This window comes from Pauljensenia sp. 27098_8_83 (genome assembly GCF_041432695.1).
In the GTDB taxonomy this organism is placed as follows: domain Bacteria; phylum Actinomycetota; class Actinomycetes; order Actinomycetales; family Actinomycetaceae; genus Pauljensenia.
Map to the genome: position 1 here is coordinate 1 of NZ_JAPWAD010000011.1, position 25,938 is coordinate 25,938.

A 25,938-nucleotide genomic window follows, 5' to 3' on the forward strand; every position below is an offset into this window, starting at 1 on the left:
GGGCCTGGCTGCGGTGCCCGTGGGTGGCGACAGGGCCTGGCCGGACATCGAGCCGACGCGCCGAGCGAAGCTCGCGTGTGGCGATCTCGCGGGCGGGCCGCCGCCCACGGGCACACCAAGCAGCCCGGCCCAACGGGCACACCAAGCAGCCCGGCCCAACGGGAGGGCCGCCGCCCACGAGCACACCAGGCCCCACTGGTGTGGAGGGTGCCGGAGGGACCGGAGGGCACGGGCGGGCTTCGAGGCGCGGCACCGAACGAAGTGAGGATGCCTAGCCTCGCGGGCGGCCGGGACCTCCGGCGCCCGGAACACCCGTGGGGCCGCAACACCACCGGCACCAACAACGTAACGAGGCCGCGACCGGTTTCCCGGCCACGGCCTCGCCACTCAGTCAGCGCCGATCAGAAAGACGGCACCGCGCGGATCGGCACCGCGCTCATCAAAGCAACGGTGCCACCAGCGATCAGGCGGTCATGTCCACGTGATCCTCGACCGCGGCGCGGCCAGCCTCGAGGCGGGCGACGGGGACGCGGAACGGGGAGCAGGACACGTAGTCCAGGCCCACGCCATGGAAGAAGTGGATCGACTGCGGGTCGCCACCGTGCTCGCCACACACGCCGAGCTTGATGTTCGGCTTGGTGGAGCGGGCACGGCGCACGCCTTCGGAGACCAGGGTGCCCACGCCGTGGACGTCGATGGACTCGAAGGGGGAGACGCCGAAGATGCCGGCCTCGATGTACTGCGGGAAGAACACGCCTTCGACGTCGTCGCGCGAGAAGCCCCACACGGTCTGCGTCAGGTCGTTGGTGCCGAAGGAGAAGAAGTCCGCTTCCTCGGCGAGGTCCTCGGCCGTCATGGCGGCGCGCGGCAGCTCGATCATGGCGCCGATGGAGACGCCGGACAGGTCGACGCCGCGGGAGGAGGCGACGGAGGCGATGATACCTTCGGCCTCTTCGCGCACGAGCTGGAGCTCACGCACGGAGCCGACGAGCGGAACCATGATCTCGGGGCGCGGGTCGAGGCCGCGGCCCACGAGCTGCGCAGCCGCCTCGCACAGGGCGCGCATCTGCAGGGCGAACAGGCCGGGCAGGTAGATGCCCAGGCGCACGCCGCGCAGGCCGAGCATGGGGTTCTGCTCGTGCATGCGGCGAACCTCGACGAGCATGGCCTCGTCGGCGGGGTCGAGGGTGCCGGTGGCCTTGCCGACGGCGACCTTGGTCTCCAGCTCGATGAGGGCGGGCATGAACTCGTGGAGCGGCGGGTCGATGAGGCGCACGGTCATGGACTTGCCGTCCATGACCTCGAGCATCTCGAGGAAGTCCTGCTTCTGCAGCTTCTCGAGCTCGTCGAAGGCAGCCTGGCGCTCCTCGGACTCGGGGGCGGAGAGGATGGCGCGCTCGACGAGCGGGCGGCGCTCACCCAGGAACATGTGCTCGGTGCGGCACAGGCCGATGCCCTCGGCACCGAATTCGATGGCGCGCTTGGAGTCGAGGGGGGTGTCGGCGTTGGCGCGCACGCGCAGGCGGCGGACCTTGTCGGCGTGGGACAGGAGCTTGTCGACGGCTTCGACGAGCTCGCGGGTGCCCGCGTCGTCGCCGGCGGCGGCGAGGCCGGCCTCAAGGCCCTCGGCGAGGTAGGTGGTGACGGGCGAGTCGGTCACGGGGACCTCGCCGCGGAAGATTTCGCCGGTCTGGCCGTCGATGGCGATGGTGTCGTCGGCGGTCAGGACGAGGTCACCGATGGTGACGGTGCCGGCGGCTTCGTCGATAACGAGGGACTCGGCACCACACACGCAGGTCTTGCCCATGCCGCGGGCGACGACGGCGGCGTGCGAGGTCTTACCGCCGCGCGCGGTGAGGACGCCCTCGGCGGCGACCATGCCGGGCAGGTCGTCGGGGTTGGTCTCGCGGCGCACGAGGACGGTCTTGACGCCTTCGCTGGCGGCTTCAATGGCCTGGGCGTTGTTGAAGGCGATCTTGCCGACGGCGGCACCCGGGGAGGCGGCCATGCCGCGAGCGATGAGGTCCTTGTCGGCCTTCGCGTCGAACTGGGGGAACATCAGCTGGGTGAGCTGGTCGCCGGTGACGCGGCCCAGGGCCTCGTCGCGGGTGATGAGCTTTTCGCCGAGGAGCTGGGTGGCGATACGGAACGCGGCGGCCGCGGTGCGCTTGCCGACGCGGGTCTGGAGCATCCACAGCTTGCCGCGCTCGATCGTGAACTCGATGTCGCACATGTCGCGGTAGTGGGTCTCAAGCTTGCGCATGATGGCGCGCAGCTCGTCGTAAACGGGCTTGTTGATGCGCTCGAGGTCGGACAGGGCCAGCGTGTTGCGGATGCCGGCGACGACATCCTCGCCCTGCGCGTTCTCCAGGTAGTCGCCGTAGACGCCGGAGTGGCCGGAGGAGGGGTCGCGGGTGAAGCACACGCCGGTGCCGGAGTTTTCACCCATGTTGCCGAACACCATGGTGCAGATGTTGACGGCGGTGCCCAGGTCGTGGGGGATGCGTTCGCGGCGGCGGTAGATGCGGGCGCGCTCGGTGTTCCAGGAGCGGAACACGGCTTCGATGCCCATGTCCATCTGGGTGCGGGGGTCCTGCGGGAAGTCGTGGCCGGTCTGTTCCTTGACGATGCCCTTGAAGGTTTCGACGAGGCCCTTGAGGTCCTCGGCGTTCAGCTCGGTGTCGCCCTTCACGCCGCGCGCGGCCTTGAGGTCGTCGAGGGCGTCGGAGAAGAGGTCGCCGTCGATGTCGAGGACGGTCTTGCCAAACATCTGGATGAGGCGGCGGTAGGAGTCCCACGCGAAGCGCTCGTTACCGCTAACGGCCGCGAGGCCGAGGACCGACTCATCGTTGAGGCCGATGTTCAGGACGGTTTCCATCATGCCGGGCATGGAGAACTTGGCGCCGCTTCGCACGGAGACGAGGAGCGGGTCGGAGGGGTCGCCCAGGTGGCGACCCATCTGGTCTTCGACGCCGCGCAGGGCGCGGGTGACCTCGGTGGCCAACGACTCGGGAACCGTGGAGTCCTTGAGGTATGCGCGGCATGCCTCGGTGGTGATCGTGAAGCCGGGGGGAACGGGCAGGCCGAGCTTCGTCATTTCGGCAAGGTTGGCTCCCTTTCCTCCGAGCAGGTCCTTCATAGACTTGTCACCCTCGGAGAAGTCGTACACATACTTGACCATCGTGGTCCTCAACTTCCGTGTTTGCGATGTCCGGCCCATCGACGGGCCGCTACCAGGGGTAAGAATACACGCTTCAAGGGACCTAGGTCACTTCGAGACGCCCCGCCGTATGATTGTTCTGACATTGACGAGGCCGGGGCAGCCACGCGCTCCCCCCTCCCCCTCGGAAAAGACAGAAAAATGCTGGTGGGGCAGGCCCGAAGGCCCGCCCCACCAGCATCAATGAGCGATGTCAGCGCACGCGGAACTCGATCGTGGTTCCCTCGCCGACGTCGATGAGGTCGCCGTCGTTCAGGGCGATCGTCACCATGGGGGTGACGTCTTGGAACGAGCCGTCGGCGTGACGTAGGACGGTGCCGTTCGCGCTGCCCAGGTCCATGAGGGCCCACGAGCCGGGCGTCGTCATCATGACGGCGCAGTGCGAACGGGAAATCTCGGTCTCGGGGCTGGGCACGCGCAGGACCGTGGCCACGGGGCGGCCGGTCAGCGCGCGGGCATCGGGGTCACGGCCGATGACGACGTCGCGGGAGACCTCGACGGGCACGGTGCCGCCGTGAATCAGGAAGGCGACGGGGGCCGCGGGGCCGGAGTTCGCGGGGGCGAGGCGCAGGATGGTCGCCTCAGTGTCGGTCTCGGCGCCCAGGCCAGCCAGGCCCTCGGCGCTCATGGCCTCGGGGATGGCGGGAGGCTCAGCGACGGGAGGCTCAGCAACAACCTCGGACGAGGCCGGGGTGCCGGACTCGCCGAAACCGCCCTGGCGCTCGGCGGACTCGGCCGTATCGACCGGCGGCTCCTCGGCGTCGGCGACGACGTAGAGCTCGCCGGAGGGCTGCTCGGGCTCCTTCGCGGGTGCCTCCTCGGGGGGCTCCTCGACGTGCTCGGCGGCGGCCTCGGGAACCTCCTTGGCGTCGGGGGTGCGCGAGGCGTGGCTCAGCGACACCGGACCGTTGCTGGTCGCGGCGAGGAACTGGGCCTCGACGGCGGCCAGGTCCACGGACGACGTGCGCGTGGAGGGTTCCGGCAGCTCCTCGCGGGCGTCGCGACGCGCGCGGCGCTCGTGGTCCGGAATGTCGGGGTTGATGAGGAAGCCCATCGTGTCGACGGGCATCGAGGCGAGGGCCTCGACCTCGTCGAGCGCACGGCCGATGCGGATCTCGCCAGCCTCGACGCGGTCGGCGGCGGGCACCATCCACGTGACCTCGTCGCCGTCAACGATCGTGGCCTCGAAGGTCTGCCACTCACCGGGGTCGAAGGGCCAGGCCCAGATCGGGTCGGTCCAGACCTGCTCGGTGATCTGGCCGGCGGCGCGCATGCGCAGCTGAATGCTGCCGAGGACCGTCAGGTAGGGCTGCTCGCCGGCGCAGTCGAGCAGGAGGGCGTCACCCTTCTCAGCCTGAACGTGGGACAGCCACGCCTGGGTGTCGGCGCGCCCCCACACCACGTCGGCCGCAGAGTCCGCGAAGTCGAGCGGAACCAGCGCCGCGCCGAGGGGACCCGTGACGAGCATCGCGCCCTGCCCGCGGCACAGGAAACGTCCAATCTGAAGCATCAGTTACTGCCTTCTCTACGAGGGACCCGGCGAGCGGTCTCAATCGACGCCGGACGTACTGGTTGAATCATCCGATTCATGACATTCGATGTCAATGTTACTCGTGATTTGGTTCCTGCGTAAACTACAACGGCGGTCGTATTGTCCCGTGTTCCCGTCTCCAGTGAGGCGCGCACGAGTCTGTCGGCCGTCCCCTGCGGACCGTCGCCGGCTGCAACAACCGCATGAATCTGCGAATCACTCAGGACGCCGTGCACCCCATCTGTACAGATGACGGCCCGATCGCCTTCTTCCAGCGGCATGATTGTGTAGTCCGCTTTCACACTTCCGGTCTGTCCGGCGCCCAGGGCCTTCGTCACAACATTCGCGGGAGGGATCACACGAGGCGCCCCGGAGGTGGCCGCGAGGTCGCGCGCCTCCTGCAGCGCCGAGTGATCGTGCGTGAGCTGGCGGATGCCACCGCCGCCCACGACATAGGCGCGCGAATCACCCACGTTAAATGAGAGCCAGTAGGGCCCCTCGGCGGTGCGCAGCACCATGAGCCCCGACAGGGTCGTGCCGGGCGCGCTCATCGGATTATCGGCGGGCGCCAGCGACGCCACCGCGTTAGCCGCCGCGTCGATCGCGACGGACAGATCCACCAGATCAACGGGGCGATTCCCGAGGCGGTCCGAGCTCAGAAACTCCTGCAGGGTAATAACGGCCTTCGACGAGGCCTGGGCCCCACCTAGGTGGCCACCCATTCCGTCGGCGACGGCGAAGACCGGAGGAACCGCCAGCCAGGAGTCCTCGTTCTCGGAGCGAACCGGACCGATATCGGTCGAGGCACCCCATCGAACTGCGGGCCGTTCCGCGTGTTCCTCTAGAGACATGAGCCTTCATCCTTTAGCTGCGTTGAGCGCGAGGGACTGCGCGCGATACTAACCATTTTACACCCGGCGTGACCAGGGTCTCGTCCGACAAGAGCAGAGAGCGGACGAAAAAAGCAAACCGACTGATCGTAGTACGTCACGGGGCCTCCACGCAGGCCTGCACCGGGTCGGACATGCGACCGGACGAGCGCGACACGGTCGTGATCTCGATGCAGTTCTGCCCGCTCGCACCGTCGACCGTCACGCTCGTCGACTCCACGCGACCGCGCGACGCCCCGGCAGCCCCCGAGCCCTCGTAGGCGTACAGGATATCCTGCGGCGAGGGCCCGTCGGGAGCGGTCCACGTCCAGGTGACCATTCCCTCGGAGTACTCCCCGGACAGGCCCGACACCTGCGGGGGAGCCGCGCCCAACGCGTCACCGGGAGCCGAGGAAGCACTCGTCGTCTCGGGTGCGGGAGAGATGCGCGTGAACGAGCCTTGGCCGCGCAGCATGCCGACGATCAGGCCGGCCGCGATCACCGCGGCCAGCAGCGCCAGGAGCACGCCGGTGACCGGTGACATCCCCTTTTTGGCCGCCGAGGGATCCTCGACGACGCGACGAGCCGAGACCTCGTCCGCGTCCCCGGATCGTTCGATCTTCCACGAGTCAGCAACCGCCTCGATGCCGCCGGAACCAGCCCCGCCCTCGAAGGAGTACGAGTTCGAGCGCAGGCGCGTCTTATCCGGATCGATGACGGGCGCACCGCGCAGGCGCGTCTTCTGGTCGCCCGCGGTGGGAGCCGAGGCCTTGGAACGCTTCTCCTTGATCTCCATCTCGGTGCGCGGCAGGCCCAGCTCCTTCTGGACGCGTTGCAGGCCCTGACCGAACTCCATCGCCGAGGGCGTACGCTCGGCCGGGTCGATCGTCATCGCGGCACGCAGCACGCGCTCCAACTCCGCCGGGGCATCCGCACGCCCGAGGCCGCGCATGCGCCCGCGCTGCACGCGGTTCGCGATCGACGCAGCCGAGTTGTCGCCGATCGGATCCTCGAAGGGGCTGCGCCCCGTCACGAAGGTCCACGTCGTCGCGGCGAGCGCCCACACGTCCTGCAGGGGCGAGGCCGGGGAGTTCACGTCCTGCTGCTCCGGGGGCGCCCACAGCACCGAGAAACCATCGAAGGCACCGACCTCGAGCTGACCCACCTTCGAGGCGACGCCGAAGTCCGCGAGCACCGGCTTGCCGTAGGAGTCCAGCATGATGTTCGACGGCTTAATGTCGCGATGCACGTAGCCCTGGCGGTGGAACATCTCCACGCCGCCGCTGATCTTAATCATCGTGTCGAGGGCCTTGTCGAGCGGCATCGGGCGCGCACGCACCTGCGTGAGCAGGTCCGCGACCGGGCAATACTCCATGATCAGGTACGCGCGACCGTCGGCCGTCGTCCCCACGCCGTGCAGCTCGACGACCGAGGGGTGGCCGGCGAGCAGCGTCATCGCGTCAGCCTCGCGGTGCAGTTCCTTCGTGCCGCGCTCATCGCCCTGGGTACGCACGACCTTGATGGCCACGTCGCGGCTCGGCAGCTCTTGACGGTAGAGGAAGACGTCGGCGAAGCCGCCCTGACCGAGCGGGCGCACCCATCGGAAGCCGGGAATATCAGGGCCCTTCAGGCCCGCGACCGGGGGCGTCAACGATCCTCCTCCTCATGCATCGTGCGTGCGATGGACGCGCTCAGGCGCAGCTTACGGCGCATGCGCAGGCTGCGCAGCGACAGCGCGCGGCGAATGCGCACGAAGAATCCGGCGCGCTTGCCCACCTGGGCGCGCAGGGCACCCACCTGCTCCCACGCGTCACGCGCGCGGTCTCGGGAGGCACCGTTGGACGCGAAGTTCGCGACGTCCGCGTAGCGCGCGATCACGACCGGTGCTGGCACGTCGTCACCGAAGCGGCTCCAGCCGTCGATCACGTAGCGGCCCTTGCCAGCCACGGCCTCGTCGATTTCCACGGAGTCCGTCGACCCGTCGTCCCCGTGGCGCACCTCGCCCGTCACCAGGGTGAAGGGGTCGCCCGGGTCCTCGCCGAGGTCCCACTGCGAGGCCAGCGACCAGGCGGTCTCCTGCCTGGTGCGACCCACGTCGATACGCAGGCCCGAGTCTGCGGCGAGGTCGACGACCTCGTCCCACGAGCCGACGAGCGCCTGGGTGGCCGCAGCGCGGCGGCGACGCCTCCGGCGGCCCGCCTTGTAGAGCAGAATGAGCAGCGGGGGGAGCAACACGAGCAGGAAGCCACCCGCGATGCCGGCGACGACGCCCCACGGGAAGGGGGCGGCCGGAGGAGTCATCGGATCAGCGTTCTGGTCGCGCGTCGTCGGCGGCAGCTCGGCGGGAGCCTCCGGGGGCTCCGGCGGCTGCAGGACCTGCGGACGCGGCACGGACCGAGGCTTGGGGACCTGCGTCTGCGGCGTGTGATCGCGCGGCGGCGTCGGGTCGAAGACGACCCAGTTGCCGCCCGCGAACTCGACCTCGACCCACGCGCGAATGTCGGAACCGCGCAGCGTCGCGCCGCCGCCCTGGGAGCCGCCCTCCGGGTAGGCGCCCATGACCACGCGCGCGTTAATGCCCAGCTGGTGCAGCATCAGCGCCATCAGCGCGGTGTACTGCTGGTCGTCACCGATGAGGTTGTTGTCGTCGGAGAGCATGCGCTCGAGGCGGTCGGCGCGCACGCCGGGGCGCGAGAACTGCGTGTTCTCGTTGAGGTAGAAGCCGTTCGTCGACAGGTAGTGCTCGATCGCGCGCGCGGCGGCCAGCGCGGTGGACGCGTTCTGCGTGATTTCGGCTGCCTTCGTCGCGACGGCCTCGGGAACGTTGGTGTCCGCCATCGTGAAGGGCGCGACCGCCAGGGTCGCCACGTCCTCGTCGCGCACGGGGGCCGTGAAGGTGGTCGTCACGGAGTAGCTCATCGTCCCCGCGGGGCCGGTCGTCAGCGCGGCGTTCGACCATGTGTCGACGAACAGGCCTTCCTTCTGGGCGCTCGCATGAGGACCCGTGAAGGTGATCTGCGAGGGCGCACCCAGGATGGGTACCCACGGACCGGACATGCCGGTGGTCTCCACCGTGACGATGGAGTTGCCCTCGGGGCGCCCGGGGATCGTCGTTTCGACCGGAATATAGCCGGTGTGCGCGTCATCGCGCTTGTTCGTCATGCCGAAGGTCGTGCCGTCGTAGACGTCCATGGCGGCGATGCGCACGCGCTGGTTCTCAGGCAGATCGGACACGGTCAGGAGGGTCTCATCCTTCAGGTCCGTTGTGTAGTGGCGGAACGATGCCATCGGCGAGGGATAGGCCTGAATATCCAGGGGCGGCTGAACGAGGTCACGGCCGACGACGCGCGTCCCCGAGGACCCCAAGTAGGACGCTGCGGGCAGCGCAATACCCACGGAAATCGCGAGCACCGCGAGCGCACCCATGACCCGGGTCCACACGTAGACGGTGGAGCGGGAATGACGCCCGAGGGTGTTGTCCGCGCCGGGCGCGCTCGAGCGGCCCACGAGGACGTCCTGGCCCAGGGTGATGCGCTGATACTGCGCGGCGACCGCCCACCAGGCTGCCAGGAGCGCCCACCAAGCCAGCACCGCCCACAGGGGCAGGGTGTGGCGCGACAGTCCGAAGAAGACGGAGATGACGCCCATCAGGACGACGGGGATGGAGCCCAGGACCGCGCGGCCAAAGCGCGCGGTGATGATGCCGGCGAGGAAGGCCAGGACGAGGCCGCTCATCCACGGCACGAGGGCGGGGCCGGAGTAGACCGACACGGGGGCGGTCAGCGTCAGGAGGTCCTTCCATGCGCGGAAGGAACCCAGGACCATGACCTGCAGCGTCTTGCCGGTCGGCAGGAGGCCGAAGAGGGCCTCGGAGCGCAGCGCGGCCGCGCTTCCGAGCAGGAAGTAGGTGACCAGGACGCTGAGCACGCTCGTCACGCCGTCCCAGCGCCAGCGCGTCGAGGCGGCGGACAGTGCGAGGCCGCAGATGACGCCCGCTCCCGCGGCGATGGCACCCACTCCCCCGCCGAAGACGGGTTCGAAGGCGGCGACGGGGCCGACGAAGAGCAGCGCGAGGATCAGGAGCGACCAGATCGGCAGGCGCGTGCGATACGTCGCAAAGCGCTGCGTGATCGTCAGCAGGCGGTTGCGCGTCGTCTTGGGCTTGGGGGCATCCGAGGACTGCTCGCCCGCGCCGCGATCACGCTTCTCGGTCGCATCAGGGATCTCTCCCACCGCACGAACGTGCGTCTCGTTTGCCTCGGGCCGGGCCTGCGACTCGATGCGCTGAGCGCGCGGCTTGGTGTTGACGTTGCTGCTCATGCCAGGCCTCCAGCAACGATGATGCGCGGCAGGTCGTCGAGCGTGGAGCAGTCAAGCAGGATACCCCGGCCGAGGTCGCGGCGGGCGCGCTCGTTCTCGGCACCGATGCGGATGATGGAGACGGGCACGTCGATGGGTGCCAGTCGGGCCAGGTGCGCCGCGTCGCTATCGCTCACCTGCGGGCCGACGATGAGCGTGAGCGCGGAGACGCCGGGGCGCTGGGCCACGGCCTCGCGCACGCGCAGGGGCAGGTCCCCGAAGGAGCGCGCCGAGACCTCGGACAGCGCATCCAGCATCCGCATCGCGTGCCCCGAGGGCAGCCAGGACTCCGTCGTCGTCAGCGAGACGGGACGCGACTCGCGCAGGTTCGCTAGGCCCAGCGAACCCGCGACAGACACCGCGGTCTCGAAGGACTCGTAGTCCCACGCGTCGCGCGACGTGTCCAGGACGATGACGTGGTGCGAGCGGTGCGTCTCCTCGTACTGGCGCACGATGAGCTTGCCGAGGCGCGCGGTCGACTGCCAGTGCACGGCGCGCCGGTCGTCGCCCGGCTCGTAGTCGCGCAGGGCATGGAAAGACACGTCGGAACTGGAGAGCTTGCCGGTGGACACGCCCTCGACGTCCAGCTGGAAGCCGGTCGCGTCGAAGGGCACGCGCACGGTGCGGGGGTGCACGTGCAGGACGACCGGCTCGTCCCACATGCGCACGCGGCGCAGCAGGCCCAGCGCGTCCGAGCGCACGGCTCGGGCGGGGCCGATGCTGATGAGGCCGCGGTGACGCGAGGAGATCAGGAACATCTCGTCCCAGGTCTCGTGGGCGCCCAGCGGGGGCACGACGAATTCACCGGTACCCGAGCCGATCGGCAGCTCGATGATGCCCGAACGCACGGAGCGAGAGCGCTCGTTACGCACCGAGATCTCGCCGACGGCGGTCTGGCCGGCGACGATGCGCTCGTTCGGCACGCGGATCGAGACGAGGTGCGGGGGCCGCCACGCCACGCGCAGGGCGGCCAACGCCAGCGCGACGACGCCCGCGAGCGCACACGCCAGGGCCTCGACCCATTCGAGCGTCACCGCGAGCACCAGGCCCGCGATGATGAAGGCGATGACCGCCCAGCCGATCGGCGTGACCGCCGAGGTGAGGGCTTTCAGGGGATGCGAAGGACCGGCCTTCGCCCTGCGGGGCGAGACCATCGTGGGGGTGTCCGTGCGCTTCCCTGTCATCGTTGTGTCCGGCCAGTTCCTTACGCGCCGACCGCGGGGGCGGGCACGGAGGTCAGGGCACGCTGAATGATGCCTTCGGCGGTCGCGCCGGAGAAGGCGGCGTCGGGGTCGACGATGACGCGGTGTGCCCACACGGGCACGGCGAGGGCCTTGATGTCGTCGGGCAGGACGAAGTTACGGCCCTGCGCGGCGGCCCACACGCGGGCGCAGCGCACCATGCCGATGGCGCCACGGGTGGACACGCCCAGCAGCGAGGACTCGTCCTCGCGGGTGGCCTCCGCCAGCGCGGCCACGTAGTCGAGCACGGCGCGGTCCGTGTGGTTCGCCGAGGCCAGGGCGGCCCAGGCGACGATGTCCTGACCGGTCACGAGGGGACGCAGGTTCTTCGAGCGGTCCGGGGAGGCCGAGCCGTCGAGGACGTCGATCATGGCGCTACGCGAGGGGTAGCCGATCGAGGTCTTCATGAGGAAGCGGTCGAGCTGGGCCTCGGGCAGCGGGTAGGTGCCTGCCTGTTCGACGGGGTTCTGGGTCGCGATCACCATGAAGGGCTGGGGGGCGGGGCGGCGCACGCCGTCGACCGTCACCTGGGCCTCTTCCATGACCTCCAGGAGGGCGGACTGGGTCTTGGGCGACGCTCGGTTGATCTCGTCGGCCAAGACGATCTCCGCGAAGACGGGGCCGGCGTGGAAGACCCACTCGCCCGTCTTCTGGTTGAACATGTTGACGCCGGTGATGTCCGAGGGCAGCAGGTCGGGGGTGAACTGGATGCGCGAGTGCGTACCGTCGATAACGGCGCTGATGGCGCGCGCCAGCGCGGTCTTGCCGGTACCGGGGGCGTCCTCGAGCAGGAGGTGGCCGCCGGCGAACATCGTCGTGAGTGCGAGTCGCACGGCCTGGCGCTTGTCCAGCACCGCCACGGACACGCCGTCGACGAGGCCCTTGAAGACCTGGGCGAACCTGGTTGCATCCTCAATGGAAAGGGTCATGAGTTGTCCTATGTTTCTCTTGTTGCTCGTAACGGGGAAAGTATGGTCGTCTTATTCGACTCGGCAGCTCTTCACGATGTTCCGCGCATTGAGCTCTTTGGCGGTGATTGCCTCCGTCAGGATACCCGGTATGCTCGGCGTGTCCCGTGAGAAGCGGAATTCGGTGTCCTGGGCGGGGCGACCGGTGCTGACCGTGCAGATGAGCGTGACGCCCGATCCGAACTGGGAGGCTCGTTTGGCCGTCAGCGTCATCGAGCCGCATTCCTGCCCGTTCGAACACGTGGTTTTTCCGGTGAAGGTCGCGCCGATATTTTCCGCGGCTTCGGTGGTCTTGAAGGTGGCTTCTACCTGCCGGTGCGACCCACCGGCGCCGACCATTTCGACGACAACCGTGTACTGGTTGACTGGTGCCAGGCCCTGGACCGCCCACGAGGTCATCGGACCACTGAACGTCTGCTTAGTCGACCCCTCCATTCCTTTAATCCACACGCTGGTCTGCACGGGGTTGACGCCGGCGGGGATGGTCCACGACACGGACGCGCTGTTGATGTAAGGGGTGACCGACACGCTGAACACGGGGATCGGATCGTCATCGTCACCGCCGCCACCGTCGCGCTGGCCGTTACCGACCGTGCCGGAGGCCGAGACGACCGGGCTCCAGACATAGTCGTTCGGGCCACGTTTACCGCGCTGGCAGAAGTAATAGGTCATGGTCGCGCCCGGGGTGAGCGGGCCGATGTCGAAGTCGCCGCGATCACCGTTGTTGAGACGAAGCGGGTTGCCGGGCGCCGTGCACCCCGCCGCGCTGTCCGCGTAGAAGAGCTCCAGGTCGTTGACCGTGTAGCCGTTGCCTTCCTTCAGGCGCGCATTCGAGATCCTGAGCTTGCCCAGGGCGTTGTCCGAGGGCGGGCCCAGGCGCGGTGCGTCGGGGGCCAGCGGCGTCGTCTTGGCAGGAGTGGGGTCCTCGTGGACGACCACTGGAATGACGTAGCCAGGAGAGGTCGCCGTGTCACCGTTCGTGTTACTCACGGTCACGTACACGGTGAGGGCCACGCCGTAGGGAACGGTCATCTGGGTGCTGGTGGTTCCGCCCGAGAGGGTCTTGGTGGTGCCGTTGACCGACACAATCGTCTGGCCCCATCCGGCGCTGCCGGAGCTCCCCAGGGACCAGGTGATGGTCGCCAGAGCGCCATTACCGTCGTGCTGCTGGGCGCTGGCGCTCGTGATGACCGGCTGATCGGGGCCGCGTCGCGTCGCCTTCGGGGTGCCATTCACACCCGGGGATGCCTGGGAATTACCATTCGCGTTCGTCGCGACGACCGTGACAGTGTAGTTCTGGTCATTCACGAGACCGCTGATCGTGCACGTGCGAGCCCCACTCGTCGTGCAGGTGCGTGAACCGGTCGCAGCGGTCGCGTACACGGTGTAGCCGGTGATGGGGGACCCATTGTTGTTGGGGGCGTCCCATGTCATCGTCAGTTCGCCATCGCCGGGGGTAACACTCGGTCCGCCCGGGCGATCCGGGACGCCGGTGGGCGTGATCTCGTTGGATGTGGTGCGAGCGGATTCGCCCTGCTCGTTCACCGCACTCACCGCGAAACTGTACTGCTGCCCCGTCCTCAGGCCGTTCACTTCGCACACGGTGTTCGGGCAGTCAGCGATCTTCGCGCCGTTGGAGTCGTAGAGACGGTAGCCGGTGATGGGCGAGCCGTTCGACGCGGGGGCCTCGAAGGTCACCCTCGCGCCGGTGGCACCCACGGCCTCGGCGACCACGTTCGTGGGCGCGCCCGGCTTGTCCGTCACCGTGACGGTGATGGTGCCCTGCACGACGCGCGAGGGGTCTCCCAGCTTGTCGTTGACCTGGAAGCCCACCGAGATCGTGCCGGTGGATCGGGGCGTGACCATGACCGACGTGCCGGAGGACGCGATGTCCGCGTTACCCAAGGACACCGCGGTTCCGACGAGGGAGATCGGCGTGTCGGGGAACGGGTTGGTGGCACGCGAGGCCACGTCAACGATCACGGTATCCCCGACCTTCGCATTCACGGAGTACGGGGGCACCTGGATGCGCGGCTTCGTCGTCGAGACGATCTCGACGGGGATCGAGGCGTTGACGGTGTTGCCCTGCTCGTCGGTGACGCTCACGGGGATGGAGCCGGCGGATCCGGGGGTCGCACCCTCGGGCGCGGAGACCGTCAGGACGGTACCGGACAGCGACGCGGACACGGCGCTGGGTGCCGAACCCATCGCGTAGGTGAAGGTCGAGGCATCCGTCCCCTCGGGGTCGCGCACGGCGAGCGCGAGGTTCTGCGTGACGGCAGCGCCCCCGGCCTCGACGCGGATCGCGGTCGGGGCGAAGGTCGGCGGCTGGTTCGTGGTCGCCTTGATGCGCACCGGCAGCGACAGCGAGGCGCTCAGCGCGCCCGCGTCGTCAGCACCGCCGTCCGCGACCTGGATGAGGAAGGCGGAGTTACCGCCGAAGGTCGCGGTAGCCGTCAGCGTCAGCTGCGTCGAGGAGTCGGCCACGACGGAGTCCAGGCCGGCCTGGGGCACCGGGGAGGTCCCATCGACGAGGCGGGGGCTGCGGCCCGAGCGGGTCACGACATAGTCCGACAGGTTGATCGTGCGCGAGGTGCCCGCGTCCATCTCGATGGGCAGGGCCGCAGCGTTCAGGAGGGGTGCCGTGGAGTCGCGTCCGGGCACGGTCACGACGGCGGAGTTCGTCAGGCCATCGCGGTCCGTGATCGTGTAGACGACGAGGCGCAGGGTGTCGGTCACCGGGATCAGCAGGTCGGATCCGTCAACCGTCACGCCGGATTCGCCGCTCGTCACGGTCAGCTCATCGACGCTGCCGTCGGGATCCTCGTCGTTCTCGAGAACCTTCACGCGCACGGCGGAACCATCGGTCGGCAGGTCCTCGTAGGTGACAAAGTCGTCGCGGGCGATCGGCGCCTTGAGCGGCGCGTCGTCCTGCACGTACACGGTCACGGTGCCGCGCGCGGAGCCGCCGCGGCCGTCGCTGACCGTGTAGGACACGAGGTAGGTGCCGGCCTGCGAAGGCGTGTGGACCTGCAGGGTCGAGGAGGAACGGACCTGCGGATCGAGCTCGGGCGTCGCCGTCTCGAGGCCGTCTTCCTCCAACGTGAGGGGATCACCGTCGGGATCAACGTCGTTCGAGAGGACATTGACTGTCACCATGCGGTCCGGGCGCGTCAGCACTGTGTCGGGCACGGCCACCGGGTTCTGGTTGAGCGAGGGGGCCGCGGAGATCGCGACGCGCACGCGAGCGGAGGCTCGTGCGCCCTGACGGTCGGTGACCGTGTAGGTGAAGGAATCCGTACCCGAGGCGTTCTGGTTCGGCGTGTAGTCAATCCAGGTCGACTTCACCGTGGCGCTGCCCTGCTGCGGCGAGGAGTCGAGGCCCGTCAGGCTCACGGAGTCGCCGTCGGGGTCGATGCCGTCGAGGGTCACCGGGATGCGGGTCGTCTGCCCCGCGGCCGCCCACGCGCTGATATCGCGGGGGCGCGGAGGCTGGTTCTGGTCGGACGCGGCGACCACCTCGAAGGTGACCGTGCTCGACGCGCGGTTGCCCGCTGAGTCGATGACCGAGTAGGTCACGTCCATGATGCCCGGGGTTGCCCCGGCCTCGAGACGCACCTGGTTACCGGTCACGAAGGGGTTTCCCAGCGCGTTCGTCGGGTCGTAGGCGAGCGTCGACTCGACCTGCAGGTTCAGGCCCGCCGGGGAGCGGTCGTTCGACAGGACCGACACGGTGCCGACGTCACCGACGCGCACCTTGGCGCGGTCGGGCTTGAGGACGGGCGGCAGGTCGGAGCGATCGGCCGCGCCGGGAATCACCATGACGTCCGCGGTCGCCTCGCCCTGGCCGTTGGAGACCGTGTAGGAGAAGGTCGCGGTCTGGGTCAGGCCCGACGGCGCGGTCACGCGCAGCAGGTGGCGGTCGATGAGAGCCACCTCGAGGCCGGGAACGTTCGAGGCATCGACCGACGTGATGGACAGCAGGCCACCCGCAGGGTCGTAGTCGTTACCCAGGGGTGCCACCAGGACGGATCCGCCCAGCGGGAGCACCGCCGTGTCGTTCTCGGCGACCGGCGGCAGAGCAGTGGCCTCGACGACCTCGACGCGGATGATGCCCAGCGTCGTCGCGATGCCGTCGGACACCGTGTAGGCGAAGGAGTAGGAGCCCGGCGCGGTGGCGCGGAAGTCGATCGTGCCACGGTCGAGGTCCGGTGAGATCGTCGCGCCCGCGGGAGCACCCGAGACTGCGGCGAGGCTCAGCGGGTCGCCGTTGGGATCGGTGTCGTTCTTGAGCGGGTCGAGGGTGACCGTCTCACCCGGGTGCGCCTGGAACAGGTCGCCGTTCGCCGACGGAGGCAGGTTTCCGGCCTCCTGAACCGTCGCGATGAGCTCGCCACGCGTCTCGGCCCCCTGATCGTCCGCGACCGTCAGGACGATGGACTTCGGGCCGGGTGCGCTGCCCTCATCGGTGATCGTCAGGGAACCATCCTCGCTGAAGGACACGCTCAGGCCCTCGGGCGCCTCCGCATTCTTGAGGTAGATCGGGTCGCCATCGGGGTCTCGCCAGTCGCTCAGCGCCTGATACTGAATCTGCGCATTCGCACCGATCTTGACGGTCGATGCGCGCAGCTGGTTCGGCGCCGCGTTCTGACTGTAGGGGTGAATCGTCACCTGCACGCGAGCGGAGGCTGTGGCCTGCCCGTCGGAGGCCTCGTAGGAGAAGGACGTCGACCCGGTCTGGTTCGCGTCGACGCCGGAAATCTGCAGGGCGCGGCCACCGCGCGCGACGGAGATGGTCCCCCACTCGGGCGCACTCGTCGGGGAGGCCGTCAGCACGTCTCCGTCGAGGTCAGAGTCGTTGTCGAGGACGGGCAGAACCGTCGAGCGTCCCGGGCGGATGCCGAACTCGTCATCCACGGCCTCGGGCGGGGTGTTCTGCTCGCGCTGCTGAGGATCGGCGATCTCGTTCGTCAGTTCGGGACTGTCCTGCTCCTCCTCGGTCTCCTCGAGCTGGTTCTCGACCTCGTCCCAGTTGTCCATGAGGACCATGTTCGAGTCGGGCAGCCACACGCTGCCCTGCGCGACGTCGTTGAGGACGATGGCCTTGCGGTTCGTACGGAAGACGATTTCGCGAGCGGTCGTGAGCGTATCGACGACCATCTGCTTGTTCGCCGACGGGTCGTCGCAGGCGCGCATGTACGCGCCGCTGCCGGTCCACGCGCCGTACGCGCAGCCTTCGTGGCGAACGGGGGCCGCGGGATTGCCGCTGACGCCACTCTCAGTGGCGGGCGTGATCGCCGGGGCGCCGCCCGCCAGCGGGATCGACACGAGCGCCGAGGGCGTGGCGAGCAGGACGGAATCCGCCTTCGGTCCGGCCAGCTGCAAGATGCCGCCCTCCTCGACTCCGGCGGCGCTCAGGTCGAGCTTCTTGCCGCCCGGGAGGAAGAGGGTATTGGACTGCGAGTCGAGGGCGACGACCTGGTCGCCGACGACAGTCATGCTCAGCTGGGCGTCCTCGGGGATTCCGTCGATCCGGCTGGTCGCGGCCTGATCGACGGTCCCCTGGCGCTTCACGGTCGTGAGCGTGCCCGAGGCGGCCAGGGAGTACACGGAGCCGTCGAGTCCGGTCACGAACGCGCTCGCACCCATGTTCGAGGACAGGGCCGCTCCCTCGGACAAGTTCGCGGGGCTCGGCGCGGTGGCCGACGTGGTCCACAGGGTGCCGTCGGTGGGGTTGAGGACGCCGAGGACGTCGCCGCCCTGCATCGCGCTCGAGCCGGAGGGCAGAGCCGTCGGGGAGCCGAGGGAGACCTGGGTGACGTTGACGGGAGCGACGGTCAGCGAGGTGAGGTCGGAGACGGTGACGGTCTCGCCAGCCTGGCCGACGTCGAAGTTGGAGGCCTCGGTGCGCAGGGCGCCGTCGAGGATGCGGGCCTCGTAGTCGAGGTGGCCGACCATCTGCTTGGACTTATTGGTCACCCAAATGCCACCGTCGTTGACGTTGACCTGCGTGACTTCAGCACCCTTGTAGATGACGCCTGCGATGCACAACGCAGCAACGACCAGCACCAGGACAAACGCCGGTAGACGCCGCCTTGTGCTGGTTACTTTTCGTTGCGAGTGCGCGCTCATTGACCCTCTCCCGATTGCTGAGTAGTCTCCACGCAATAGTGTGACACGACTACACCGCAGCCTAATGGTTAATGAGAATCTATCAGATGTGCAGTTACTTAACAACTAGAAGGCGGCCCGTCGCAGTACGACGGGCCGCCTTCCGAAGTGTCCGGCTTGTCAGCCGCTAACAATTGGCGAGTAAATCACTCTCCGTTGAAGGTGAACTTGCGGTCTTTTCCTTCTCCAGACACGCCAACGGTAACAACCTGACCGGGTTGCAGTTCTCCGAACAGGATGCGCTCGGACAGCGCGTCCTCGATCTCGCGCTGGATCGCACGACGCAGCGGACGCGCACCCAGGACCGGGTCGAAGCCCACGTCCGCGAGCAGCTCGCGCGCCTCGTCCGTCAGCTGCAGGCGCATGTCCTGAGCCTCCATACGCTTGGCCAGCTTGGCGATCATCAGGTCGACGATGCGCGCGATCTCGGGCTTGGTCAGCGGCGGGAACACGATCGTGTCATCGACGCGGTTGAGGAACTCGGGACGGAAGTGCTGCTTGAGCTCCTCCGCGACCTTCGACTTCATGCGGCCGTAGTCGTGCGTCGAGTTGTCTGCGGTCTGGAAGCCCGTGAGGACACCCTTGTTGATGTCGCGGGTACCAAGGTTCGTCGTCATGATGATGACGGTGTTCTTGAAGTCCACCTTGCGGCCCTGCGAGTCCGTCAGGCGGCCCTCTTCCAGGATCTGGAGCAGCGAGTTGAAGATGTCCGGGTGAGCCTTCTCGACCTCGTCGAAGAGGACGACCGAGAACGGCTTGCGGCGCACCTTCTCCGTGAGCTGGCCGCCCTCGTCGTAGCCGACGTAGCCGGGAGGGGCACCAAAGAGGCGCGAGGCCGTGTGCTTCTCGGAGAACTCGGACATATCCAGCTGAATGAGGGCATCCTCGTCGCCGAAGAGGAACTCGGCGAGGGCCTTCGCCAGCTCGGTCTTACCCACACCGGTCGGGCCGGCGAAGATAAACGAGCCACCGGGACGGTTCGGGTCCTTCAGACCACTGCGCGTGCGGCGGATCGACTGGGCGAGGGCCTTGACGGCCTCGTCCTGGCCGATGACGCGCTTGTGCAGCTCATCTTCCATCTTGAGCAGCTTCGCGGTCTCCGTCTGGGTCAGGCGCACGACCGGGATACCGGTCGACATGGCCAGGACCTCGGCGATCTCCTGATCCCCAACCTCGGCGATCTCGTCGGACGCGCCGCCCTTCCAGGCCTCTTCCTTCGCCTTGCGTTCATCGGACAGCTTCGACTCCTCGTCGCGCAGCGACGCAGCCTTCTCGAAGTCCTGATCGTCGATGGCCGCCTCCTTATTGCGGCGCACCTCGGCGATCTTCTCGTCCAGCTCGCGCAGCTCCGGCGGCGCGGTCATGCGGCGAATGCGCAGGCGCGCACCGGCCTCGTCGACCAGGTCGATCGCTTTATCGGGGAGGAAACGATCCGAGATGTAGCGGTCCGCCAGCTCGGCGGCAGCCTGGATCGCGGCGTCCGTGATGATGACGCGGTGGTGCGCCTCGTAGCGGTCGCGCAGGCCCTTGAGGATCTCCACCGTCTCCTCGACGCTGGGCTCCTCGACCTTCACCGGCTGGAAACGGCGCTCGAGGGCCGCATCCTTCTCGATGTACTTGCGGTACTCGTCGTTCGTGGTCGCGCCGATCGTCTGGAGCTCGCCGCGCGCCAGCATGGGCTTGAGCATCTGGGCCGCGTCAATCGAGCCCTCGGCGGCACCCGCACCCACGAGGGTGTGGATCTCGTCGATGAACAGGATGATGTCGCCGCGCGTGCGGATCTCCTTGAGGACCTTCTTCAGGCGCTCCTCAAAGTCGCCGCGGTAGCGCGAGCCGGCGACCAGCGACCCCATGTCGAGGCTGTAAATCTGCTTGTCCTTGATGGTTTCGGGCACGTCGCCGTGCACGATCGCCTGGGCGAGGCCCTCGACGACCGCGGTCTTACCGACGCCGGGCTCACCGATCAGGACCGGGTTGTTCTTCGTGCGGCGCGAGAGGACCTGCATGACGCGCTCCATCTCGACGCGGCGGCCGATGACGGGGTCCAGCTTGTTCTCGCGCGCGGCCTGCGTCAGGTTGCGGCCGAACTGCTCGAGGATCGCGGAGTTGGAGCGCTCCGGACCGCCCGATCCACCCACGCCCGCACCCACGGACTCGCGGCCCTCCTCGTCGCCGCGCTGGTAGCCACTGAGCATCTGGATGACGGTCTGACGCACCTGCGCCAGGTCCGCGCCCTGCTTGGTCAGCACCTGGGCGGCCACGCCCTCGCCCTCCTTGAGGAGGCCGAGCAGCAGGTGCTCCGTGCCGATGTAGTTGTGGCCCAGCTGCAGGGCCTCGCGCAGGCTCAGCTCGAAGACACGCTTAGCGCGCGGGGTGAAGGGAATGTGACCCTCGACCGGCTTCTCACCCTCGCCGATGATCTCAATGACCGAGGCGCGAACGGCCTCGCCCTTGATACCCATCGTCTCCAGGGCCTTGGCGGCGACGCCCTCACCCTCGGAGATCAGGCCGAGCAGCAGGTGCTCCGTGCCGATGTAGTTGTGCTTGAGACCGCGAGCCTCGTCCTGCGCGAGCACGACGACCCGGCGAGCGCGGTCGGTAAAGCGTTCGAACATGCCTCTCCTCATTGTGTAGGACAGGCACTTCGCCGAGCTCGGCGTACACCCGTCCCAGTTGACTGGTTACAGCCTACGGAAAGCGGGAGCGCCGTGCGCGCGCTTTCGCCCTCGGCGCAGGGGCGGTGGCCGAGGCCGCGGCGCGGGTGCAGACTGCGAACGGCTGGGCGGGGCGCGGCTGGGCGCGGGCCGAGGCCGTGGCGCGGGTGCAGACTGCGAACGGCTGGGCGGGGCGCGGCGGGGCGCGGGCTCTAGGCTGCGGCGGGTGCGGGGCGCAGTGGAGGGCGGCGACCGAGGCCGGGTGCGGGCACCACCGCAACTCCCCCTGGGAACTCCCACCCCAAAATCGCATGCAATTCCCCCACACCAGATTTCACCAACCCCCAGAAACGTTGGAATTGCAACGGTTGTATTTCAACACTCGAAAGGTTGACATGGGAATTGCATGCGACATTGTGGGGAAACTACGCGATGGGGCCACACCCAGAATCCAAGCAGCTAGCCCCACAAGAAACGACTAACCCCACAAGAAACTCTGCATGCGACCGAACGCAGCAATGCACCAGTTAGAAAGCATTGCACCAGTTAGGGGGCATTACACCAGTTAGGGAGCATTACACCACTTCCCAGCTGGTGTAATACCCACCCAAGTGGTGTAACACCACTTAGGAACAAGCGTGGACGCGGAGCTGTCGAGAGGATTCAACCCTATCGGCAGGATTCAACCTCATCGGGAAGATTCAACCCGATCAGAAGGGGTTGAAGCTTCCCGATCAGGTGTAACACCCCTCGACAACAAGCACGAGCGCGGATCCGTGCACACCTACCCCTGAGCTTGAGGCGCGGCAGGCGCGCCAGCACTGACGAGGCAGGGACGGGCGAGGCTGGCACCACCGTAGCTCCCGCTGGGAACTCCCACCCCAAAGTCGCATGCAATTCGACTACCCGAACTTTCAGACACGCCCACAAACGTTGGAATTGCAACGGTCGTATTTCAACACTCGAAAGGTTGACATGGGAATTGCATGCGACGTTGTGGGGAAACTACGCCTCGACGAGGACCGTAAACGGGCCGTCGTTCACCAGCGAGACCTCCATCATCGCCCCGAACTGGCCGGTCTCGACGTGCAGGCCCCGGCCGCGCAGGTCGGCCACGACCGCGTCGACGAGGGGCTCAGCCTCATCACCGGGCGCGGCATGAGCCCACGAGGGCCGACGCCCCTTGCGCGTGTCCCCATACAGCGTGAACTGCGAGATCACGAGGATCGGGGCACCCGCATCCACCGCGGAACGCTCGTCATCCAGGATGCGCAGCTCGGCGATCTTGCGGGCAACCGTGGCCACCTGCTCGGCACCATCGCCTCGCTGGACGCCCAGGAGGACGACGAGGCCTTGGCGCGCTCCGCCGGTGCCCTCCCCTGACGGGGTGGCGTCGCCAGGGGGTGCGGCGACGTCACCGGGGGCACCCGCGCCACGCGAGCAGGCCTGAGCAGCAGAACCAGCAGCGCCAGCAGAAAGGGCAAGGCGGCCGACGACGCGGCCGCCGACCCGCACCTCGCCGGAGGTGGCGCGTTGGATGACGGCGCGCATCAGCGCGACCCCAGGGCCGAGCCGAGGCCGCCGAAGCCCGTGGAACCGCCGCGCTGGCCAGCCTCGCGGGACAGGTCGGCACCCGGGCGGGTCTCGGGCGACACGGAGGACTTGCCGTGGACGGGCACGATTTCCTCCTGGGCGGCTGCGACGCCGTCGATGTCGAAGACGGTACCGACGGGAACAGTGCGCGCGAGAAGCGCGAGGGCGATCGGGCCCTCGTCCGCGTGGCGCGCCGAGGAAGTGATGACGCCGACCTGGCGGCCACCCACCTCGATGGGCGTGCCGGGCGCGGGCAGGTCGCCGCGCGAGCCGTCCAGCTGCAGGTAGGTCAGGCGGCGCGGGGGTCGGCCGAGGTTGAGGACGCGCGCGATGGTTTCCTGGCCGCGGTAGCAGCCCTTCGCCGTGTGGACGGCAGTGCGCAGCCAGTCCACCTCGGGCGGGATCGCGCGCGCGTCGGTCTCGCGGCCAAGGCGCGGCTTCCACGCGGCGATGCGCATGGCCTCCCACGCCAGGTATCCGGCGCGGCGACGGGAGCCGGCCTCGGGGCACGCAGACAGCCACGCTTCCTCAAACCGGTCAGCGTCCTGCCGTGAAACAACGTGAAACATCATGGGCGTGCGCGCGCCGGGGTGGCGTTCGCCCTGGAAGTAGGCGGCCCCGCCCTCCACGACGCCGGGCCACGGGTCCTCCCAGGTCCACAGGAGCCCGGGCAGGCCCGACACCGAATCGGGTGTGTTTGCGCCCGCGCGGACCGAGGAGAACACGACGACGTCCCGCTCAGCAACGGCGACGCGCAACGCGAAACGCATCGACTCAAGGAACGCCACAAACCCCGAAAGATCAGCGCGCTCCACGATCATGTGCAGCGCGGTCCCGTCGTCGCTCGCGCCCGCCCAGTGCTCGACGCGCCCCTCGGGCGAGAGGATGAGCAGCTCGCGGCTCGCGCCGGGGACGAGGTCGGTGACGATCTGTGAGGCGAGCGACGTCAGCCACGTGAGCCGATCGGCCCCCGACACAGAGATGACGGCCAGGTCCGGGCGGCGCACCAGCGCGCGGCCGCCCTCGAGGGCCCACTGCTCCCCCGACGGGTCCCCGAAGTGCGGGGTCGCGCCGAAGGAGGCCACGGCCTCGTCGACGAACGCGGAATCGAGTGCGGGCTCAGACAAGGAAGCCATCCTGGGAGTCGTCGATGCCTTCGATGACCTCACCGGAGGCGGTCGAGGCCTGCTCGGTGCGGTGCAGGCGGCCGGAGATCTCGACGTCGGCCTCATCCTCGCCGTCGAGCGTGCGCTCCTGCGTCCACATGAGCTCGCCCGCGACCAGACCGAACATGCGGCCCAGGTGCGTCAGGCGGGTGGCGTCCGCGCCGAGCGCGATCGCGTCGGAGACCATCTGCACGCGCGGGCCGACGCTCACGCCGTCCCACACGGCGCTGTGGCCCTCGGTGGAGGCGGAGGTCGCCGTGAACTCGCGGGGGTTGTACTGGCCGGGCGGCGGCAGCGGCGCGTCGGAGGGGGCGACGGACACGTACAGGGTCTCTTCGCTGATCAGGGCACCCTTCTGGATGGCGGCCAGGCCCTGCGCGGCGTCCCACGTGGGATCGATCGGGGCCGAGGCCTCGCCCGCGTACACGCGGGTCACGAGGCGCATCTGCTCGCCGACGACGTCGCCGCGGATCTCCTCGATGACGGGCGAATCCGCGGGGGCCTCGGCGGAAGCCTCCTGGCCGGGCGCGGCGGGGTTCGCGTGCATGCCCCACCCCTCCCAGGTTCCGAGCATCCACGCGACGGGAGCGACGAGTGCGGGCAAGTCATCGGGTATCACCATCATGCCTCCAGCCTAACGCGTGGGGCGTGCGCGCACCGCGCGGCGCGGGGGCAAACAGGGACGAGGCCGGGGCGCAGGGGCGCGCCGCTGGAAGCGAACACGGACGAGGCCGGGGCCCGACCGCGCGCGAACCTGACCCGGGTGCGACCGAGGACGCCGCGGGTCATCGCACGCCGCGGGTCATCGGATGCCGTGGTTCTCAGAGGTCGCAGCGGCTCAGCTGCTGGAGCTCAGACGCCGCCGATGCGAATCATCGCGTAGACGGGCAGCGCGGTGACGAGGAACTTCGCGGCGCCTCGGCCCAGGACGTTGGCGAGCTGCGCGGAGGAGGCGCGCTCCCCGAGAAGCGCATCGACGACGGAGACGGCGAATCCGACGCCGAAGCCGGTGACGCCGCCGAGCGTCAGGAAGGCGGCGAAGTCGCCGAAACGCTTGGCGATGAAGGGGAAGACGACGGGCAGCAGGTCCGATGTCTGCCCGAGGATCCACGCAATCGAGGCCGCTACGAGTCCCGCCATGATGCCGGTCAGCATCGCGTAGACGACGCCCGCCTTTGCGCTGCGTCCCGAGCGCGCCGACGCCGCCGCGATAATCGCGATGAGGGCGGCCATGGGGACGATGACGGACCAGCGCTCGTGGACGGTCAGGGACACCCACATGGACCCGGAGGTGACGATGAGGAGCGCGGTCACCGACGAGGCAAGGGCAGCGGTCAGCGACGTGGACCCCCAGTGCTCGCTCGTGTGCCCCACGGAGTGGTCGCGGGGCGCGGGCGCGTCCAGGATCGTGGCCGCGACCAGGGCGACCAGGGTGATGCCCGTCAGGGGTACGGCGATGTCGAGGTTTTTCCAGTAGGCGACGGCCATCGGGGTGAGCGCCCCGCCCAGGGCGAGGACCGCCTGCGCGAGCCACGGCATGTGTAGGCGCGCCAGCGTCGGCCAGCCGATGGCCAGCAGGAAGGAAGCGATGGCGACGACGGGACCGACGCTCCAACGCGAACCGGGCAGCCACCAGGCGACGATGGTCGCCACGGCCAGCAGGGTGACGGTGAGGGTACCGATTCCGTTGGGCACGTGCCGGGTCGCCAGGGTCTCGCGGCGACGCCCGCGGTTCGGGCGGGTTCGGGGTCGCGTGGGCGGGGTCGAAGTCATCACGCTTCCATGGTCCCACATGTGCGCGCCTGACGAGGCAGGGGCCGCCCGCGCGGGTCGGCTCTCGCGCGTGCGGGGCGGGGGCACGGCACCGCATGGGCCAGCCACGGCCTCGGCGATGGTGACGGGGCGACGGTGACGGGACGCGCGATATGGCGGATGCCGCGTGTGGGTTGATGCACGCCGCCTCGGGATGCGCGCGGGCAGGGCCGGCCGTAAAGTTTAGGGGCACGCCGGACCGGTATGCCCCGGGCTCCAAACTCTGCCGCTACGAGCGGCCTTCGCGCCGACAGGCGCATTCGGTTCGGCGTGCTTTGTCGTCTCTGCGCACCGATGCTGGCGCGTGAAACGAGTGGGGGCCGGTGCTGCAGCGCAGCACCGGCCCCCACTCGC

General features: G+C 68.7%; 13 protein-coding genes. All 13 read right to left on the reverse strand.

Annotation, left to right across the window (positions count from 1 at the left end; translation table 11 throughout):
• Nucleotides 1–463: 463 nt before the first annotated feature.
• Nucleotides 464–3,181 (reverse strand): pyruvate, phosphate dikinase, encoded by a 2,718-nt coding sequence (ppdK, locus tag O3656_RS05405; protein ID WP_500062971.1) that lies wholly within the window; start codon nucleotides 3,179–3,181, stop codon nucleotides 464–466.
• A 232-nt stretch (nucleotides 3,182–3,413) separates the two neighbouring features.
• Nucleotides 3,414–4,730: an FHA domain-containing protein gene (locus tag O3656_RS05410; RefSeq protein WP_500062972.1), complete on the reverse strand. Its 1,317-nt coding sequence runs from the start codon at nucleotides 4,728–4,730 to the stop codon at nucleotides 3,414–3,416.
• Nucleotides 4,730–5,602, reverse strand: a complete 873-nt coding sequence (locus O3656_RS05415) for a PP2C family protein-serine/threonine phosphatase (RefSeq protein WP_016460923.1) — start codon at nucleotides 5,600–5,602, stop codon at nucleotides 4,730–4,732. The genes O3656_RS05410 and O3656_RS05415 overlap by 1 nt, the downstream gene beginning before the upstream one ends.
• A gap of 136 nt (nucleotides 5,603–5,738) precedes the next feature.
• Nucleotides 5,739–7,271 carry a serine/threonine-protein kinase gene (locus O3656_RS05420; RefSeq protein ID WP_500062973.1) on the reverse strand — a complete coding sequence of 511 codons (1,533 nt, stop codon included), beginning with the start codon at nucleotides 7,269–7,271 and terminating at the stop codon, nucleotides 5,739–5,741.
• Nucleotides 7,268–9,940 (reverse strand): transglutaminase-like domain-containing protein, encoded by a 2,673-nt coding sequence (locus tag O3656_RS05425; RefSeq protein ID WP_500062974.1) that lies wholly within the window; start codon nucleotides 9,938–9,940, stop codon nucleotides 7,268–7,270. The genes O3656_RS05420 and O3656_RS05425 overlap by 4 nt, the downstream gene beginning before the upstream one ends.
• Nucleotides 9,937–11,163, reverse strand: a complete 1,227-nt coding sequence (locus O3656_RS05430) for a DUF58 domain-containing protein (protein ID WP_500062975.1) — start codon at nucleotides 11,161–11,163, stop codon at nucleotides 9,937–9,939. The genes O3656_RS05425 and O3656_RS05430 overlap by 4 nt, the downstream gene beginning before the upstream one ends.
• 20 nt (nucleotides 11,164–11,183) lie before the next feature.
• Nucleotides 11,184–12,149, reverse strand: a complete 966-nt coding sequence (locus tag O3656_RS05435; protein ID WP_500062976.1) for an AAA family ATPase — start codon at nucleotides 12,147–12,149, stop codon at nucleotides 11,184–11,186.
• A 51-nt stretch (nucleotides 12,150–12,200) separates the two neighbouring features.
• Entirely contained in the window at nucleotides 12,201–18,320 is a 6,120-nt protein-coding gene (locus O3656_RS05440; protein ID WP_500062977.1) for an Ig-like domain-containing protein, read from the reverse strand.
• Nucleotides 18,321–18,505: 185 nt separating this feature from the next.
• Nucleotides 18,506–20,974, reverse strand: coding sequence for an ATP-dependent Clp protease ATP-binding subunit (locus O3656_RS05445; protein ID WP_500062978.1), 2,469 nt, complete (start codon nucleotides 20,972–20,974; stop codon nucleotides 18,506–18,508).
• 1,044 nt (nucleotides 20,975–22,018) lie between these two features.
• A complete protein-coding gene (gene dtd / locus O3656_RS05450) occupies nucleotides 22,019–22,564 on the reverse strand; it encodes a D-aminoacyl-tRNA deacylase (RefSeq protein ID WP_500062979.1) in 546 nt (181 codons plus the stop codon).
• The gene (ygfZ, locus tag O3656_RS05455) at nucleotides 22,564–23,733 is read right to left on the reverse strand and encodes a CAF17-like 4Fe-4S cluster assembly/insertion protein YgfZ (protein WP_500062980.1); all 1,170 of its coding nucleotides are present in this window, start codon (nucleotides 23,731–23,733) and stop codon (nucleotides 22,564–22,566) included. The genes dtd and ygfZ overlap by 1 nt, the downstream gene beginning before the upstream one ends.
• Nucleotides 23,726–24,397: a heme-binding beta-barrel domain-containing protein gene (locus O3656_RS05460; protein WP_500062981.1), complete on the reverse strand. Its 672-nt coding sequence runs from the start codon at nucleotides 24,395–24,397 to the stop codon at nucleotides 23,726–23,728. The genes ygfZ and O3656_RS05460 overlap by 8 nt, the downstream gene beginning before the upstream one ends.
• Before the next feature lie 227 nt (nucleotides 24,398–24,624).
• Nucleotides 24,625–25,545 (reverse strand): hypothetical protein, encoded by a 921-nt coding sequence (locus tag O3656_RS05465; RefSeq protein ID WP_500062982.1) that lies wholly within the window; start codon nucleotides 25,543–25,545, stop codon nucleotides 24,625–24,627.
• Nucleotides 25,546–25,938: the final 393 nt, after the last annotated feature.